At 57.6% G+C, this 14,455-nt stretch carries 13 protein-coding genes and 1 riboswitch; of the genes, 8 read left to right on the top strand and 5 right to left on the bottom strand.

Features of this window, described 5'->3' with window-relative positions:
* Window positions 1–711: an RES family NAD+ phosphorylase gene (locus ACSOSI_RS16715; RefSeq protein WP_476705812.1), complete on the bottom strand. Its 711-nt coding sequence runs from the start codon at window positions 709–711 to the stop codon at window positions 1–3.
* 446 nt (window positions 712–1,157) lie between these two features.
* Window positions 1,158–2,198: a LacI family DNA-binding transcriptional regulator gene (locus tag ACSOSI_RS16720; protein ID WP_172491191.1), complete on the bottom strand. Its 1,041-nt coding sequence runs from the start codon at window positions 2,196–2,198 to the stop codon at window positions 1,158–1,160.
* A 219-nt stretch (window positions 2,199–2,417) separates the two neighbouring features.
* On the opposite strand from ACSOSI_RS16720, the gene ACSOSI_RS16725 reads away from it, so the two are divergent.
* The 4 genes from ACSOSI_RS16725 (at window position 2,418) to ACSOSI_RS16740 (ending at window position 7,650) form a co-directional block, all read left to right on the top strand.
* Window positions 2,418–3,446 carry an ABC transporter substrate-binding protein gene (locus ACSOSI_RS16725; protein ID WP_112362473.1) on the top strand — a complete coding sequence of 343 codons (1,029 nt, stop codon included), beginning with the start codon at window positions 2,418–2,420 and terminating at the stop codon, window positions 3,444–3,446.
* Window positions 3,447–3,553: 107 nt separating this feature from the next.
* Window positions 3,554–5,779: an ABC transporter permease gene (locus ACSOSI_RS16730; RefSeq protein ID WP_476705813.1), complete on the top strand. Its 2,226-nt coding sequence runs from the start codon at window positions 3,554–3,556 to the stop codon at window positions 5,777–5,779.
* Window positions 5,776–6,837 carry an ABC transporter ATP-binding protein gene (locus ACSOSI_RS16735; RefSeq protein ID WP_012145837.1) on the top strand — a complete coding sequence of 354 codons (1,062 nt, stop codon included), beginning with the start codon at window positions 5,776–5,778 and terminating at the stop codon, window positions 6,835–6,837. The genes ACSOSI_RS16730 and ACSOSI_RS16735 overlap by 4 nt, the downstream gene beginning before the upstream one ends.
* 24 nt (window positions 6,838–6,861) lie before the next feature.
* On the top strand, window positions 6,862–7,650 hold the full coding sequence (locus ACSOSI_RS16740) for an inositol monophosphatase family protein (protein ID WP_112362475.1): 789 nt from the start codon (window positions 6,862–6,864) through the stop codon (window positions 7,648–7,650).
* A gap of 48 nt (window positions 7,651–7,698) precedes the next feature.
* On the opposite strand, the gene gap is transcribed toward ACSOSI_RS16740, so the two are convergent.
* From gap to ACSOSI_RS16755, 3 genes are all read right to left on the bottom strand, one after another.
* Complete coding sequence (gene gap / locus ACSOSI_RS16745) at window positions 7,699–8,709, bottom strand: type I glyceraldehyde-3-phosphate dehydrogenase (RefSeq protein ID WP_012145839.1); 1,011 nt, start codon at window positions 8,707–8,709, stop codon at window positions 7,699–7,701.
* Between the two features lie 79 nt (window positions 8,710–8,788).
* The gene (locus ACSOSI_RS16750; RefSeq protein ID WP_476705814.1) at window positions 8,789–9,763 is read right to left on the bottom strand and encodes a GlxA family transcriptional regulator; all 975 of its coding nucleotides are present in this window, start codon (window positions 9,761–9,763) and stop codon (window positions 8,789–8,791) included.
* Window positions 9,764–9,840: 77 nt separating this feature from the next.
* Window positions 9,841–10,863 carry an LLM class flavin-dependent oxidoreductase gene (locus ACSOSI_RS16755; RefSeq protein WP_012145841.1) on the bottom strand — a complete coding sequence of 341 codons (1,023 nt, stop codon included), beginning with the start codon at window positions 10,861–10,863 and terminating at the stop codon, window positions 9,841–9,843.
* A 170-nt stretch (window positions 10,864–11,033) separates the two neighbouring features.
* A riboswitch (TPP riboswitch) is annotated at window positions 11,034–11,136 on the top strand.
* 62 nt (window positions 11,137–11,198) lie between these two features.
* Between ACSOSI_RS16755 and tenA the strand changes: the two genes are divergently transcribed.
* From tenA to ACSOSI_RS16775, 4 genes are read left to right on the top strand one after another with little or no spacing between them, the layout of a single operon-like run.
* The gene (tenA, locus tag ACSOSI_RS16760) at window positions 11,199–11,879 is read left to right on the top strand and encodes a thiaminase II (protein ID WP_261278125.1); all 681 of its coding nucleotides are present in this window, start codon (window positions 11,199–11,201) and stop codon (window positions 11,877–11,879) included.
* Complete coding sequence (locus tag ACSOSI_RS16765) at window positions 11,876–12,631, top strand: ABC transporter ATP-binding protein (RefSeq protein WP_476705815.1); 756 nt, start codon at window positions 11,876–11,878, stop codon at window positions 12,629–12,631. Before tenA ends, ACSOSI_RS16765 begins: the two co-directional genes overlap by 4 nt.
* Window positions 12,628–13,395 (top strand): ABC transporter permease, encoded by a 768-nt coding sequence (locus ACSOSI_RS16770; RefSeq protein WP_375190307.1) that lies wholly within the window; start codon window positions 12,628–12,630, stop codon window positions 13,393–13,395. Before ACSOSI_RS16765 ends, ACSOSI_RS16770 begins: the two co-directional genes overlap by 4 nt.
* 16 nt (window positions 13,396–13,411) lie before the next feature.
* Complete coding sequence (locus tag ACSOSI_RS16775; RefSeq protein WP_476705816.1) at window positions 13,412–14,347, top strand: ABC transporter substrate-binding protein; 936 nt, start codon at window positions 13,412–13,414, stop codon at window positions 14,345–14,347.
* The last annotated feature ends 108 nt before the right edge of the window (window positions 14,348–14,455 follow it).

Genomic DNA, 14,455 nt, shown 5'->3' on the forward strand with positions numbered 1-14,455 from the left:
TTACATTGGTTCTGGCGTAATTTCGAATCCAAGCAACTCTTCGAACATCTCTTCACCTGACATCGTTCCTTTATGCCACCACTTAGGGAACATGCCTTTATCAGTTTCGACGTAACTGGCATAAGGCGCCATCCCCTGAGGGGTATCGGTAAAGGCTGGTGTACTACCCGGTCGTTCCCAAAAGGCATAACAACGCTTATAGCGTTTATGTCTTGAGGTATAGGCAATCCCGTCATAGTCACGCCCGAAATGCGTATAAAGATGTTCCATTAGCCATTGAGTAAAGATGTAATCCTCGTTCTCTAAGCTATCCAAAGGGATATGTAACAATTCACAGAGTGCTACAACATCAATCACTTTCACCGTCCTCATGACATTCACAGAGCACATATAGTGTTGTGAAAGTACCGATTCAGGATAAGATTTCGTGCCTTTGAGATGGAACAAACGCCCATATGCTTCCGCTGCCGCCGTTAACGCAGAGTCAGAGGCATACCATACCGCCACACTTCCCCCGGGAGGGTTGTATCGCCCACAGTCGTCTTTCTCAATTGGCGCGCTGAAGTTGATTGCGCTTTTATACAGCTTCCTTTGATGACGCATCAAAAGACCTGGGCCTTGTTGAATGTCAATCGCCGGAATACGTCCAGATTTTTGTTGTACAGCAATTCCTTGTGCAATAACGGTTTTATCAAATTTCCATTTGGTCATTTTTACTACTCCTTCTATAAACAGATTAAGCCATAGGCTCCTCTCCATATTGATTGAAAAATAATCCCTGCCGTGCTTGCCCGGCAGAGTTCGCGAGACCACTTGCATCTCAATCTCGATTATATCAAGCAAGTTTTTTATGTTTCGGAAATTTAAAAAGTTTTTTTAAATACTTCGTATGCCTTCTCGATGTATTGGTAGATTTGAAAATCAGAAACAACGCAGAGGGTTTTACCGAAAGGAGGACCATACAGATCCTTATCAGGAGAATTAGAAATGATAACTTCACTGGATACTGTATTTTTAGTGAAGAGAGTTTGAGTTTCTCAGTAAGCGTCAAGCGAGAGCCGTATTGACAGCATGACCCGGAGATTATTCCCCTGGCAGGATGACACCCGCCCGCCGGATCTGCCAACGCGCCATGCACAATCTGAAATGAAGGAAACTCAGGCGCCGCGAATGGTGCCACGCCAGACAAAATCAGCATGGTACAGCCGGGTTTCACCCGGCATCTCCTGCCCCAGTGCCGGCATCATGCTCTCTTCTTTCTTCTCTTCGGCCACCAGCCACGCAACCGAATCCTGAGCAAATATCGCCACCGGCTGGGTAAAAGTGGTGAGATGGTAAGAAGACCAGGCCGCCTGGGGAATATCGTCGTAGCCCGCGACACAAAGATCTTCAGGAATACGCAGCCCAAAACGATGGCGCGCCTCGTCCATAAAGCCGCAGGCCAATAAATCCGTGACGCAAAACACCGCATCAGGCCGCTCGCGCCGGGTCAACAGGCGGTGCGCCAGGATCTGACCGCTCTCATAAGAGGTGGTACCGAAGCGTTCGACGCTCACCGGTAACCCCGCCGCTTCCGCTGCCTGCAGAAAACCCCGTTCACGCGCCATCAGGCTGGGCGTACCGGCCAAAGAGTTGGCAAAAGCAATACGCTGGCAGCCCGCACGAGCAAACGCCATCACCACCCTGCCCGCCGCTTCTTCGTTATCCAGCCGGATACTGAGTGAGCCGGGCAAGGTGTCATCACGGTTAATCAGCACCAGCCGTTGGCCGTGCCTGTGACACAGGCGGGCAATGGCGCTGTCGGGCATGCCGGATAGCACAAAGGAGGCATCCGCCCGAAAGTTTATTGCCTGTTGCAGCGCCTGGGAGACGCTGTCATCGGAGCGATCGGTGTTAATCAACATGGCTATTTTGCCCGCGTCCTGCAAATGCTGAGTCAGCAAACGCACCAGGCTGGCCCGGTAAGGGGTCGCCAACTCTGAAACAATCAGGCAAACAATGCCGCTGCGGTTACGTACCAATCCCCGAGCCAAATGGTTAACGTGATATCCCAGTTCTTCAGCCGCCCGCATCACCTTCTCGCGGGTCGCCGCCGACACGCTGGCACCAGACGTATAAGTCCGCGAGACCGCCGATCGGGAAACTCCAGCCAACTCCGCCACGTCTTTCGCACTGATCATCGCCTTGTCCACCGCCATCTTCATATCCATCCATTTTCTGCTCTGCGAAAAGTTTGCCGCACTTTGCAAAGGTGTGCAAATTTTTATCGGTAAAAATGTTTCATTTTTGTGACGAGAAGGTTGAATTGTTTCATTGCGCGATTGACAGCACAATTTTTATCCTCTAGTTATTTGCACACACGTGCAAAAAAAATAGGCGACAACGTATCGCCACCCTACACAACCAAGGAGAACACCATGCATCGCGTTACTCTGATAGCGGTCCTCGCCGCTGGCTCTGCACTCTCTGCTTCACCTGTTTTCGCCGCTGGGAAATTGAACATGATCTGCTCCGCCGATGTGGTGGTCTGCGAACAGATGACCAATCTGTTCGAGAAACAGCATCCGGATATCAAAGTCAGTATGGTGCGCCTCTCCGCCGGGGAAGCCTACGCACGTATTCGTACCGAAGCCCGTAACCCGCGCACCGATATTTGGTGGGCAGGCACTGGCGATCCGCATATGCAGGCCGCGGACGAAGGGTTAACCCAGCCTTATAAATCCCCGTTGCTTGATCAACAGCACGACTGGGCGCGTAAACAGGCGGAAAGCGCCGGTTACCGCACCGTGGGTGTTTATGCCGGGGCGCTCGGTTGGGGTTACAACACCAAGCTATTGGCGGAGAAAAAACTCAAGGTGCCTGCCTGCTGGAGCGACCTGCTGGACCCGGCCTACAAAGGCGAGATCCAGATGGCTAACCCAAATTCTTCCGGTACCGCTTACAACACCCTTGCCACGCTGGTGCAAATCATGGGCGAAGAGCCGGCCTTCGACTACCTGAAAAAGCTCAACGCCAATATCTCGCAGTACACCAAATCCGGCTCGGCGCCGGTGAAGGCAGCGGCACGCGGCGAAACCACCGTCGGTATCGTGTTTATGCATGATGCCGTCGCAATGCAGGTCGATGGCTTCCCGATCAAGGCCGTTGCCCCGTGCGAAGGCACAGGTTTTGAAATTGGCTCGATGTCGATCGTCAAAGGCGCACGCAACCTCAATGAGGCCAAGGTGTGGTACGACTGGGCGCTCAGCGCTGATGCGCAATCGCACATGAAAGACGCCAAATCCTTCCAGTTGCCGTCCAATCGTAACGCGGCGATTTCCGAGTACGCGCCACGCTTTGAGAACATCAAACTGATCGATTACGACTTTAAAACCTACGGCGCGACAGAAAAACGCAAGGCACTGCTCAGCCGCTGGGATAAAGAGATCGGCGCCAGCGCCCAATAATTCACGTCCCTTTCCTCCCGAATGTGACGCGCTCTGCGACAAACCGGGCGAGGTAACTCTCGCCCATGCAAAGTGCGGTGACGGAAATATGAACTCTCGAGGTTACGATGAATGCTCAAAACCGCCGCCTGGACGGGGCCCTCGTGCTGGGCGCACTGGCCGTATTGCTACTGCCCTGGTACAGCCAGGAAGCCGGGTTCTTCGACTTTGGCTGGCTGAGTACGCTGTGGCGGGATCAGGCCAGTGCCCCCGCGCTGTGGCAAATACTGACCTTTCAACGCCCCTGGCTGCTGATTGCCCTGCTGATGCTGCTGGTTTGCGCGCCGGCACGCCTGCTGCCGGTGAGCCGCCTGCGCTCGCAACTGCTGATGTGCGCCAGCGTCGTCGGCATCGTATTTTTGCTGTTTGAAGGCCACGCCATCGGCTACAGCGGTTGGAACTGGCAGTGGAGCGAGCAGCTGTTCGGCACGCTCAGCGACGGGCAACCCGCCTTTGGCGCCGGTGCCATTTTGCTGATCACCACCTTTTTGCTGTTGTTCTCTTTTGCACTGGCCGAACGCGGCGTGCTGAAGGGGGATGCCTTTGTGGTGGCCGCCATCGTGCTGTTGGTCGCGCTGGTGACCACTTTCGTGCTCTACCCGGTTCTGAGCATGTTTGTCGCCTCGGTGCAGGACGTGGACGGTTCGTTTAAACCCGACGGCCTGATCGCCAATATGCAGGATCCGGCCATCTGGAGCCTGGGTTGCCTGAAAGGTGGCAGTTGCGGTACCGCCTGGCGTACCCTGACCCTGGCGTTGATGACCGCCAGTGGTTCCACGCTGCTCGGCCTGGCTTTTGCGCTGGCCGCCACCCGCACGCCGCTGCCGTTCAAAAAAGGGCTGCGCCTGCTGACCGTACTGCCGATCATCACGCCGCCGTTTGTGATTGGGCTGGCGCTGATGCTGCTGTTTGGCCGCGCGGGCGTGGTTACCGAACTGCTCGCCAGCCTGTTTGGCATCGAGCCAGGCCGCTGGCTGTATGGCCTGACCGGCATCTGGATTGCTCAGGTGCTCTCTTTCACCCCGATAGCCTTCCTGGTGCTGATTGGCGTGGTGGAAGGGGTCAGCCCCTCACTGGAAGAAGCCTCACAGACGCTGCGCGCCAACCGCTGGCGTACCTTCCGCTATGTTTCACTGCCGCTGATGGCCCCCGGTCTGGCCAACGCCTTCCTGATCAGCTTTATCGAAAGCATGGCGGACTTCGGCAATCCGATGGTGCTGGGGGGCAGCCACGGCGTGCTGTCGACCGAGATCTTCTTCTCGGTGGTGGGGGCGCAAAACGATCCAAGCCGCGCCGCCGTACTGGCGATCATCCTGCTGTGCTTTACCCTCAGTGCCTTTATCTTGCAGCGCCTGTGGCTGGCGGGGAAAAACTTCGCCACCGTCACCGGCAAAGGGGATTCCGGTACCCACTGTGGGCTGCCACGCGGCTTGCGCTATGCCGTTTACGCGTTGGTGATCCCCTGGGGACTATTCACGCTGGTGGTCTACGGCATGATCCTGATCGGCGGTTTTGTGCAGTCCTGGGGGCTGGATAACAGCCTGACGCTGGCTCATTACGCCCGCGCCTTCGGTTTCCAGTGGAACAGCGGCCAGATTGTCTGGACCGGGGTCGCCTGGAACTCGTTCTGGACCACGCTGGAAATTGCCCTGATCGCCGCGCCGCTTACCGCCATTGTTGGCCTGCTCACCGCCTGGCTGATCGTGCGGCAGAAGTTTGCCGGTCGCCAGACCTTTGAGTTTATGCTCATGCTCAGTTTTGCCATCCCCGGCACGGTGATCGGCGTCAGTTACATCATGGCGTATAACCTGCCGCCGCTGGAGATCACCGGTACCGCACTGATCCTGGTGGCCTGCTTCGTGTTCCGTAATATGCCGGTCGGCGTGCGCGGTGGCATAGCCGCCATGAGTCAGCTGGATCGCAGCCTGGATGAAGCCTCGCTGACGCTACGCGCCAGCAGTTTCCGCACCCTGCGCAAAGTGATCCTGCCGCTGCTGAAACCCGCTATCAGCGCAGCTCTGGTTTATGCCTTTGTGCGGGCAATTACCTCAATCAGCGCGGTGATTTTCCTGGTCAGCGCTCAGTACAACATGGCCACCTCCTACATCGTCGGGCTGGTGGAAAACGGGGAATACGGCGTGGCTATCGCCTACTCCTCGGTGCTTATCGTGGTGATGCTGGCGGTGATCCTCAGCTTCCAGTTGCTGGTTGGCGAACGTCGCCTGCGCCGCGCAATAACTGCTACCCCGCCGGTGACGCCACCCGCGGCCTTACATCAGGAGAATGCCCTATGACTGCCATTCGCTCCGGCTCGGTGGTGTTTGAGAACGTCACCAAACAGTTTGCCGACTTCACTGCCCTGCCCGGCCTTTCGCTCACCGTCGAACCCGGCACGCTGGTGACGCTGCTCGGCCCTTCCGGCTGCGGCAAAACCACCACCCTGCGCCTGCTGGCCGGCCTGGAACACCCGACCTCAGGACGTATTCTGATCGGCGGCAAAGATGTCACGCATCTGCCTGCCAATGAGCGCGACGTGGCTATGGTGTTCCAGTCCTACGCCCTGTTCCCGCATATGAATGCGCTGGACAACGTGATGTACGGCCTGCTCGCCAGCGGCCTGCCGCGTAAAGAAGCGCAGGATCGGGCGCGTGAGGGGTTGAAGCTGGTCGGTCTGGAAAATATGGGCCAACGCCTGCCCGCCGAACTCTCTGGCGGCCAGCAGCAGCGAATTGCCGTTTCGCGTGCGCTGGTTTTGGAACCCCAGGTGCTGCTGCTCGACGAACCCCTATCCAATCTTGACGAACGGCTACGCCGCCGGGTGCGCACCGAGATCCGCGACTTGCAGCAGCGCCTTGGCTTTACTGCCGTGTATGTCACTCACGATCAGGAAGAGGCTTTGGCGGTCTCCGATAAGATTATCGTCATGAAAGAAGGGCATATTGCCCAACAGGGTGCACCACAGGAGCTCTATCACTCGCCGGCGTCGGTGTTTATCGCCGACTTTATGGGCGAGGCCAATATTCTGCCTTGTGACATTGAGCGGGTAGATAATGGCGAGGCGCTGATCACCCTCGGCAGCCGTCAGTACCGGGTGCCAGGCGCTAAAGCCCGCCCCGGCGCCGCCCAACTTTCGGTGCGGCCACAGTTTATTACCCTGCAGCCAGAGCAGACCGGGGCATTAAACGGTGAAGTGACCCACAGCGCCTGGCTGGGGGACCATATCGAATATGAAGTGAAGACCGATCTCGGCGCGCTGTTTATTGTCGATGTGCAGATGGAGCGCCAGCTGACGCCGACCACTCGCGTCGCCATTGATTTCAAATCGCAGGGGCTGGCGCTGATTGCCCAGTAAGCCGCAAAATATTAAGGAGCTAAAATGAATGAGCTGATTTCCCAACGCCTGACGCTGGCCGAGCAGGCGGCGCGAGCGGCCGGCGACAAAGCGCTGGACTATTTTAACCGCCGCGAAAGCCTGGTGATTGAAACCAAACGCGATGCGCAGGACGTGGTATCAATTGCCGACCGCGAAGTTGAATTGCTGATCCGCGAGAAAATCGCCCAGCAGTTCCCGAACGACGGTTTTTTGGGGGAGGAGTTTGGCCTGCAGCCGGGTGACTCTGGCTACACCTGGGTGGTAGATCCGATCGACGGCACCAGCCCTTTCGTTAACGGTATGCCGAACTGGTGTGTGTCGATTGCGGTTATTTATCAGGGTGAGCCGGTGATCGGGGTGATCGTCGCCCCTTGTCAGCAAGAGTGCTTTGTTGCGGCACGCGGTGCAGGTGCCACGCTTAATGGCAAACCGCTGCGGGTGGATCCACAGCGCACCATGCAAAACCACGTCACCGGTTTTGGTGCCAACAGCTATGTAACGCCCGAGCGCGTTGGCGAAATAGCTGCCGCGATCACCGCCGTGGGCGGCAATTTCTTCCGTAACGGTTCCGGTGCCATGATGCTGGCCTGGGTCGCCGCAGGAAGACTGGTGGGTTATTACGAGCCTTATATGCACGCCTGGGATTGTCTGGCAGGTTACTGCCTGGTTAATGAAGCCGGTGGCTGGACCCATCCGTTTAATACCGACGGGGAACATCTGCTGCGCGGCGGGCCGGTGCTGGCGGTCGCGCCAGGGGCCAAACAAGATTTAATGCAGATCGCGCAACTGTAATTTGACCGGGTTCACTATAGGGGCGCCGCATGCAGCGCCCCTACTCTTTTACAAACCGCGTTTTTCCATCAGAACCGCCAGATCCACCAGCCGGTTAGAGAAGCCCCACTCGTTGTCGTACCAGGCGAGGATCTTGACCAAATTACCGCCAATCACCAGCGTGGAAAGCCCATCAATCACCGACGAACGCGGGTCGCCTCTATAATCACTGGACACCAAAGGCTCATCGCTGTAGCCAAGAATATCCTTGAGAGGACCGGATTCGGCGGCCTGGCGGAAAGCCGCGTTGATCTCTTCGGCCGTCACTTCACGTTTCAGCGTGACCGTTAAGTCCACGATAGACACTACCGGTACCGGCACCCGCAGCGAGTAACCGGTCAGGCGACCGTCCAGCTCCGGGATCACCTTGCCGAGCGCTTTAGCGGCGCCGCTGGAATAAGGCACAATCGACTCCGCTGCGGCACGGGCACCGCGCAGGTCTTTTTCCGGTTGGTCATGCAGTGCCTGGCTATTGGTGTAGGCATGGGTGGTATTCATCAAACCGTATTCAATACCGAATGCCTGATGCAATACCTGGGCGGCAGGGGCCAGGCCATTAGTGGTACAACTGCCGTTGCTGACCACAAAATGTTTGGCCGGATCGTATTGCTGATGGTTAACGCCCAGCACCAGCGTAATATCATCGTCCTTGCCCGGTGCCGAGATAATGACTCGCTTGGCACCGCCTTGGGTGATGTGCACTTCGGCCTTGGCTTTGTCGGTGAAGAAGCCCGTCGCCTCAATCACCACCTCAACACCCACGCTGCTCCATGGGATAGCAGCCGGATCTCTTTCGGAGAAAACATGAATCGGCCGACCATCGAGCAGCAACTGGTTCTCACCGGCTTCGACGCTGGCTGCCAGAGTGCCTGAAAGCGAATCGTATTTCAGCAGGTGCGCCAGGGTTTTGCTGTCGGTCAAATCATTGATTGCCACAACCTGAAAGTCGCTGCGACCTAACGCTGCGCGCAACACGTTCCTGCCGATCCTGCCGAATCCATTAATGCCTACTTTGACCATGATCTACTCCTTCATTATTGGCTCTGTCACCAATCTAAACCGGAGAGGTCAGTGTCGTAAATGACGTTTGCAGATCAATTTAGGCCAACATGCGGGAATGAAAACGCTCGCGATATTCGGTAGGTGAGAGTTGCAAATGCCGCTCAAAAACGCGCCGCAGATTGAGGCCATTGCCAAACCCGCAACTGATGGCGATTTGCTCAATACCTTCCGCACTCTGCTCCAGGCGTTGCCGGGCCAGATATAAACGCCCTTCTTCAACAAATTTGGCGGGGGAAATACCGGTTTCACGCGTGAACACCCGGGTAAAGTTACGCGGACTCATGGCAACCCGTTCCGCCAACTGCTCAACGGAAAGGTCTGCGGCCAGATTCTCCAGGATCCACGACTGAAGATCGCGGATTGGGCCAGGGGTTTTAGCCTGATTTAAAGGGTAACGGCTGAACTGCGCCTGACCGCCAGGCCGACGCAGGAACATCACCAGATCTTGCGCCACTTCACGCGCCTGAACAAAACCGTAATCGTCCTCCACCAGCGCCAGGGTGAGATCGAAGCCGGAACTGACCCCGCCCGAAGTCCAGACGGAACCATCCTGCACGTACAACGGCCCATTTTCGACCTGCACTTTTGGGAAACGAGTCTGCAAGGTTTCCAGCAATCGCCAATGGGTGGTCGCCCGGCGTCCATCCAGCAAACCGGCTTCGGCCAGCAACAACGCCCCACCGCAAACCGACGCAATACGCCGCGCCTTGGGTGCGGCACGCCGTAGCCAGTCGACAACATAAGCACTCTCTTCCTCGGTCGCGCCTTTTCCGGTCACTATGATGGTGTCGCGTTCCTGCTCTGGGTCGAGATCTGAAAGACGATGATCGGCCAACAGATTCAAGCCGGACGACCCATGTACCACCCGGTGAGATTGGGTGGTGACGATCGCCATCTGGTAGAGCGGAGCGTCGTTGGGCCTCAAGCGGTTGGCTTGCATCAGGATGTCGGCGATGCCTGCCGACTCGAATAACATGCCCCCTTCGGGGACGATAATCAGAAAGGTATGCATGTCCTTAAAATACAAAATGAGCAAAATAAGTCAAGCCCGCCACCGGAGAGGCTGGCGGGCTTTCAGTGCGCGACTTATCAGCGCCAGTCCAGCGCCGGTGCAATATGCTTCAGGATCGACTCAATCACATGGGCGTTATACTCAACGCCCAACTGGTTTGGCACCGTCAGCAGCAAGGTATCCGCTTCGGCAATGGCTTCGTCCTGCGCCAGCTGTTTGATCAGCAGCTCTGGCTCGGCGGCATAACTACGGCCGAATATCGCCCGGGTCTGATCGCCGATATAGCCCACCTGATCGCCCTCCTGCCCGCTATTGCCGAAGTAACTGCGGTCCTGCTGGTTCATCAGCGCAAAAATGCTGCGGCTGACCGACACACGCGGCTCTCGTTTATGCCCTGCCAACTTCCAGGCCTCGCGGTAAGCGCGGATCTGTTTGGCCTGCTGCACGTGAAACGGCTCGCCGGTTTCGTCGTTTTTCAGCGTCGAGCTTTGCAGGTTCATCCCCAGCTTCGCGGCCCAAACTGCCGTAGCGTCTGAGCTGGCACCCCACCAGATGCGATCCCGCAGCCCGGCAGAGAAGGGTTCAACGCGCAGCAGGCCGGGAGGATTAGGGAACATCGGCTGCGGGCTGGGTTCGGCAAAGCCTTCACCGCGCAGCGCGTCCAGCAGCACTTCGGTGTGGCGGCGGGCCATATCGGCTTCGGTCTCGCCGTCCGCAGGCGTGTAACCAAAGTAACGCCAGCCATCAATCACCTGCTCGGGAGAACCGCGGCTGATGCCAAGCTGCAAGCGTCCACCTGAAATCAGGTCGGCGGCTCCGGCGTCTTCAACCATATACAGCGGGTTTTCATAGCGCATGTCGATCACGCCGGTACCAATCTCAATACGCTGGGTTTTGGCACCGATGGCAGCCAACAGCGGGAATGGCGAGCCAAGCTGGCGTGCAAAGTGATGCACGCGGAAATAGGCCCCATCCGCCCCCAGCTCTTCTGCCGCGACGGCCAGGTCGATCGATTGCAGCAACGCATCGCCGGCCGAACGGGTGCCCGACTGTGACGAAGGCGTCCAGTGGCCAAAAGAGAGAAATCCAATTTTCTTCATGGGTGGTGTCCTTAGGTTCAATTATGACCGGATTACAGTGACAAATATGCCCCCTGTCAGGCCAGAAAAATTGTCTTCGACCGCACTAAACGAACCGTTTTTGGCAGAGAAAATCCTCCAGGCTTCCCCCCGCCCAAACATTGTAATCAAAAAGTAAATATCGTATAACAGGCTCCTCCGAGGGGTGTCCTGTAATGGGCTGAGATGGCGCAAGCCGAACCCTTTGAACCTGATCTGGGTCATGCCAGCGAAGGGACGGGTCGGCAATAACGCTATCAGTCATTGCCTGTTCATACCTCAGCGCGCCCGGATCTCCACTCACTTTTGGAGGTCCCATGTTTACTCCCCAATTCGACGACGGTCTCTACGGCCAACTGCGCCTGCGCGCCGGTAGCCACTGGCAGGACTATGTCGCTCACCCCTTTATTCAGCAACTGGCCGCCGGTACGCTACCCGAACCTGCTTTCCGCCGCTATCTGACCCAGGACTATCTGTTCCTGATCCACTTTGCCCGCGCCTACGCCCTGCTGGTCAGCAAACTGCGCACCCTGCCGGAGATGCGCACGGCCACCGCCTCGCTCAATGCGATTGTCGCCGAGCTGCCTTTGCATCTGGCCTATTGCGCCGACTGGGGCCTCAGCGAGCCGCAGATTGCCGCCGAGCCAGAAGCCGCAGAAACCCTCAATTACACCCGTTATGTACTCGATATCGGCCACTCCGGGGACGCTCTCGACCTGCTGGCGGCGCTGTTGCCCTGCGTCGCCGGCTATGCCGAGATTGGCCTGCGGCTGCTGGGCGACCCTGCCACGGTGATGGAGGGCAACCCTTACGCCTCGTGGATCCGCAACTATGGCGATCCGGGCTATCTGACCGGGGTGCAGGCCGCTATCGATCTGCTGGAAAACGTCGGCCGTCAGCGCGGTGCAGAAAGCCGCCTGGGCGAACTGTCAGAGATTTTCACCACCGCCACCCGGCTGGAATCTGCCTTCTGGCAAATGGGGCTGAATGCCCAATGAGTATAGGCAACGCGCAACACCATGGCGTTCGGCCGGGTATTCAGGTGCGGGATTTAACCCTGCGCTTTGGTCAGCAGGTGATTTTTGAGCGGCTGAGCTTCGATATCGCAGGCGGCAGTTTTGTTGCCCTGCTCGGCGCCAGCGGCGCGGGGAAAACCAGCCTGTTGAAGATTATTGCCGGGCTGGAAAAACCCACCTCCGGTTCGGTGACCGGCAGTGACGGCCTGCCGATTGCCGGGCGCATCGCTTATATGGGGCAAAAGGATTTGCTCTATCCGTGGCTGACCATTGACCAGAACATCAGCCTCGGCGCGCGGCTGCGCGGTGAAAAGGTCGATTGCGCTTGGGCGGAACACCTGCGGGAACGCGTGGGGCTGAGCGGTTATGGCAATGCCTTGCCTGCTGCGCTGTCCGGTGGCATGCGTCAGCGCACCGCCATCGCCCGTACCCTGTATGAACGCCAGCCGATTGTGCTGATGGATGAGCCTTTCTCGGCGCTGGACACCATTACCCGCGCCATGATCCAGCAACTGGCCGCCGAACTGCTGGCGCAGCACACCGTATTGCTGATTACCCACGACCCAATGGAAGCCTGCCGTCTCAGCCATCACCTGCTGGTACTGTCCCGCTATCCCGCCGGTATTGACGATAGCCATGTTATCGAAGGTTTGCCGCCGCGCGCACCGGACGATCCTCATCTGCTGAAAAGCCAGAGCGAGCTGTTGTTGCAACTGGTGAGGGCCGCCGGATGAAACCACAGATTGAAAGCCGTCTGTCGCGGATGCGCCGCAGCCTGACGGTGTTTGCCGGCCTGCTATTGCTGTGGGGACTGGTCACTCTGGGTGATATTCCGGCTTTTCTGCTGCCTTCACCCACCTCAGTCGCGCAGGCGCTGTGGAACGACCGGGCTTACCTCGGTTACCACACGCTGATCACCGCCGCCGAGATCGCCTGCGGCCTGCTGGCCGGGGTGTTGCTTGGTGCCGTACTGGCGCTGTGCATGATTTATTCCCCACGGCTGCAACGCTGGCTAATGCCGCTGGTGCTAACCAGTCAGGCTATCCCGGTGTTTGCACTGGCCCCGCTGTTGGTGCTGTGGTTCGGTTTTGGCATGAGCGCCAAGGTGGTGATGGCCGTGTTGGTGATCTTCTTCCCGGTCACTTCAGCCTTCTTCGACGGACTGCGCCGGGTCAATAACGATTATCTCGATCTGGCCCGCACCCTGCGCGCTTCTCCCTGGGCGCAACTGCGGCATGTGCGGCTGATGGCGGCACTGCCGGCCTTTGGCTCCGGGCTGCGCATGGCCGCCGCCGTCGCCCCGATCGGCGCGATCATCGGCGAATGGGTCGGCTCGGCGGAAGGTTTGGGTTACGTAATGCTGAACGCCAACGCGCGCATGCAGACCGACGTCTGTTTTGCCGCGCTGTTTATTCTGGTGCTGATGACCGTCCTGCTTTGGGTGACGGTGGACGCGCTGCTGCTGCGCCTGATCGACTGGGCGCCGGAAAATGACTGATAACAAGGGATCCACAATGATTAATAAAACCCTCTGCGGACTGATGCTCTGCACCACGCTGGCCGGGCAAGCTACCGCCGCAGAAAAACTGACGCTGGTGCTCGACTGGTATATCAACCCCGATCACGCGCCGATTATGGTGGCCGAGCAGATCGGTGCCTTCAAGGCCGAAGGCCTGGACATCAAGATTGTGCCGCCTTCCGATCCGGCGCTACCACCACGGTTGGTGGCGGCAAAACAGGCCGATCTGGCCATCACCTATCAGCCGCAGCTGCATTTCTTTGCCGATCAGGGCCTGCCGCTGATGCGCGTGGGTACCCTGATTAATTCACCGCTCAATACCGTGATTACGCTGGATAAAAGCATTACCACCCCGGCAGGGCTGAAGGGCAAAAAAATCGGTTACTCGGTCAGCGGCATCGAACAGGCCACGCTGGCAACCATGTTCAAGCATGAACACCTCAACCCTGACGACGGTAAGTTGATTAACGTAAATTTCCAACTGACCAGCGCCCTGCTGGCAGGTCAGGTTGATGCGGTGATTGGCGGATATCGTAATATCGAAGCGCTGGAGCTAAAGTTGCAGGGCAAGGATCCGGTGGTGTTTAACGTGGAAGACTACGGCGTGCCAGCCTACGACGAACTGATTATCGTCGCCAATCGCGACGCGGTGGGCGAGCCGAAAATCAAGAAATTCCTCACGGCGCTGAAAAAAGGCAACGATTACCTGCAGGCTCACCCACAGGAAAGCTGGCTGGCGTTCGCCAAGGCCCACCCGGAACTCAATACCGAGTTGAACAAACAGGCCTGGCAGGCCAGCCTGCCGCTGTTCGCCCGCGATCCGGCCAGGCTGGATAAAGCGCGCTATCAGGCCTATGAACAGTTCCTGTTCGACAATAAGCTGATCAAAAAAATCACTCCGGTAGAGCAGTATGCGGTGGAGTTGCCTTAAAGGGCGCGTTGGTCTGTTTGCCCTCTCCCCAAGGAGAGGGCCTATTTTGCGCTCTGCTGCTCTCAGACGTGATTAGTGTCACAGTAATGTCACAAAAAACGCCAATCG

The sequence above is a fragment of the Serratia sp. AR11 genome (genome assembly GCF_056376275.1).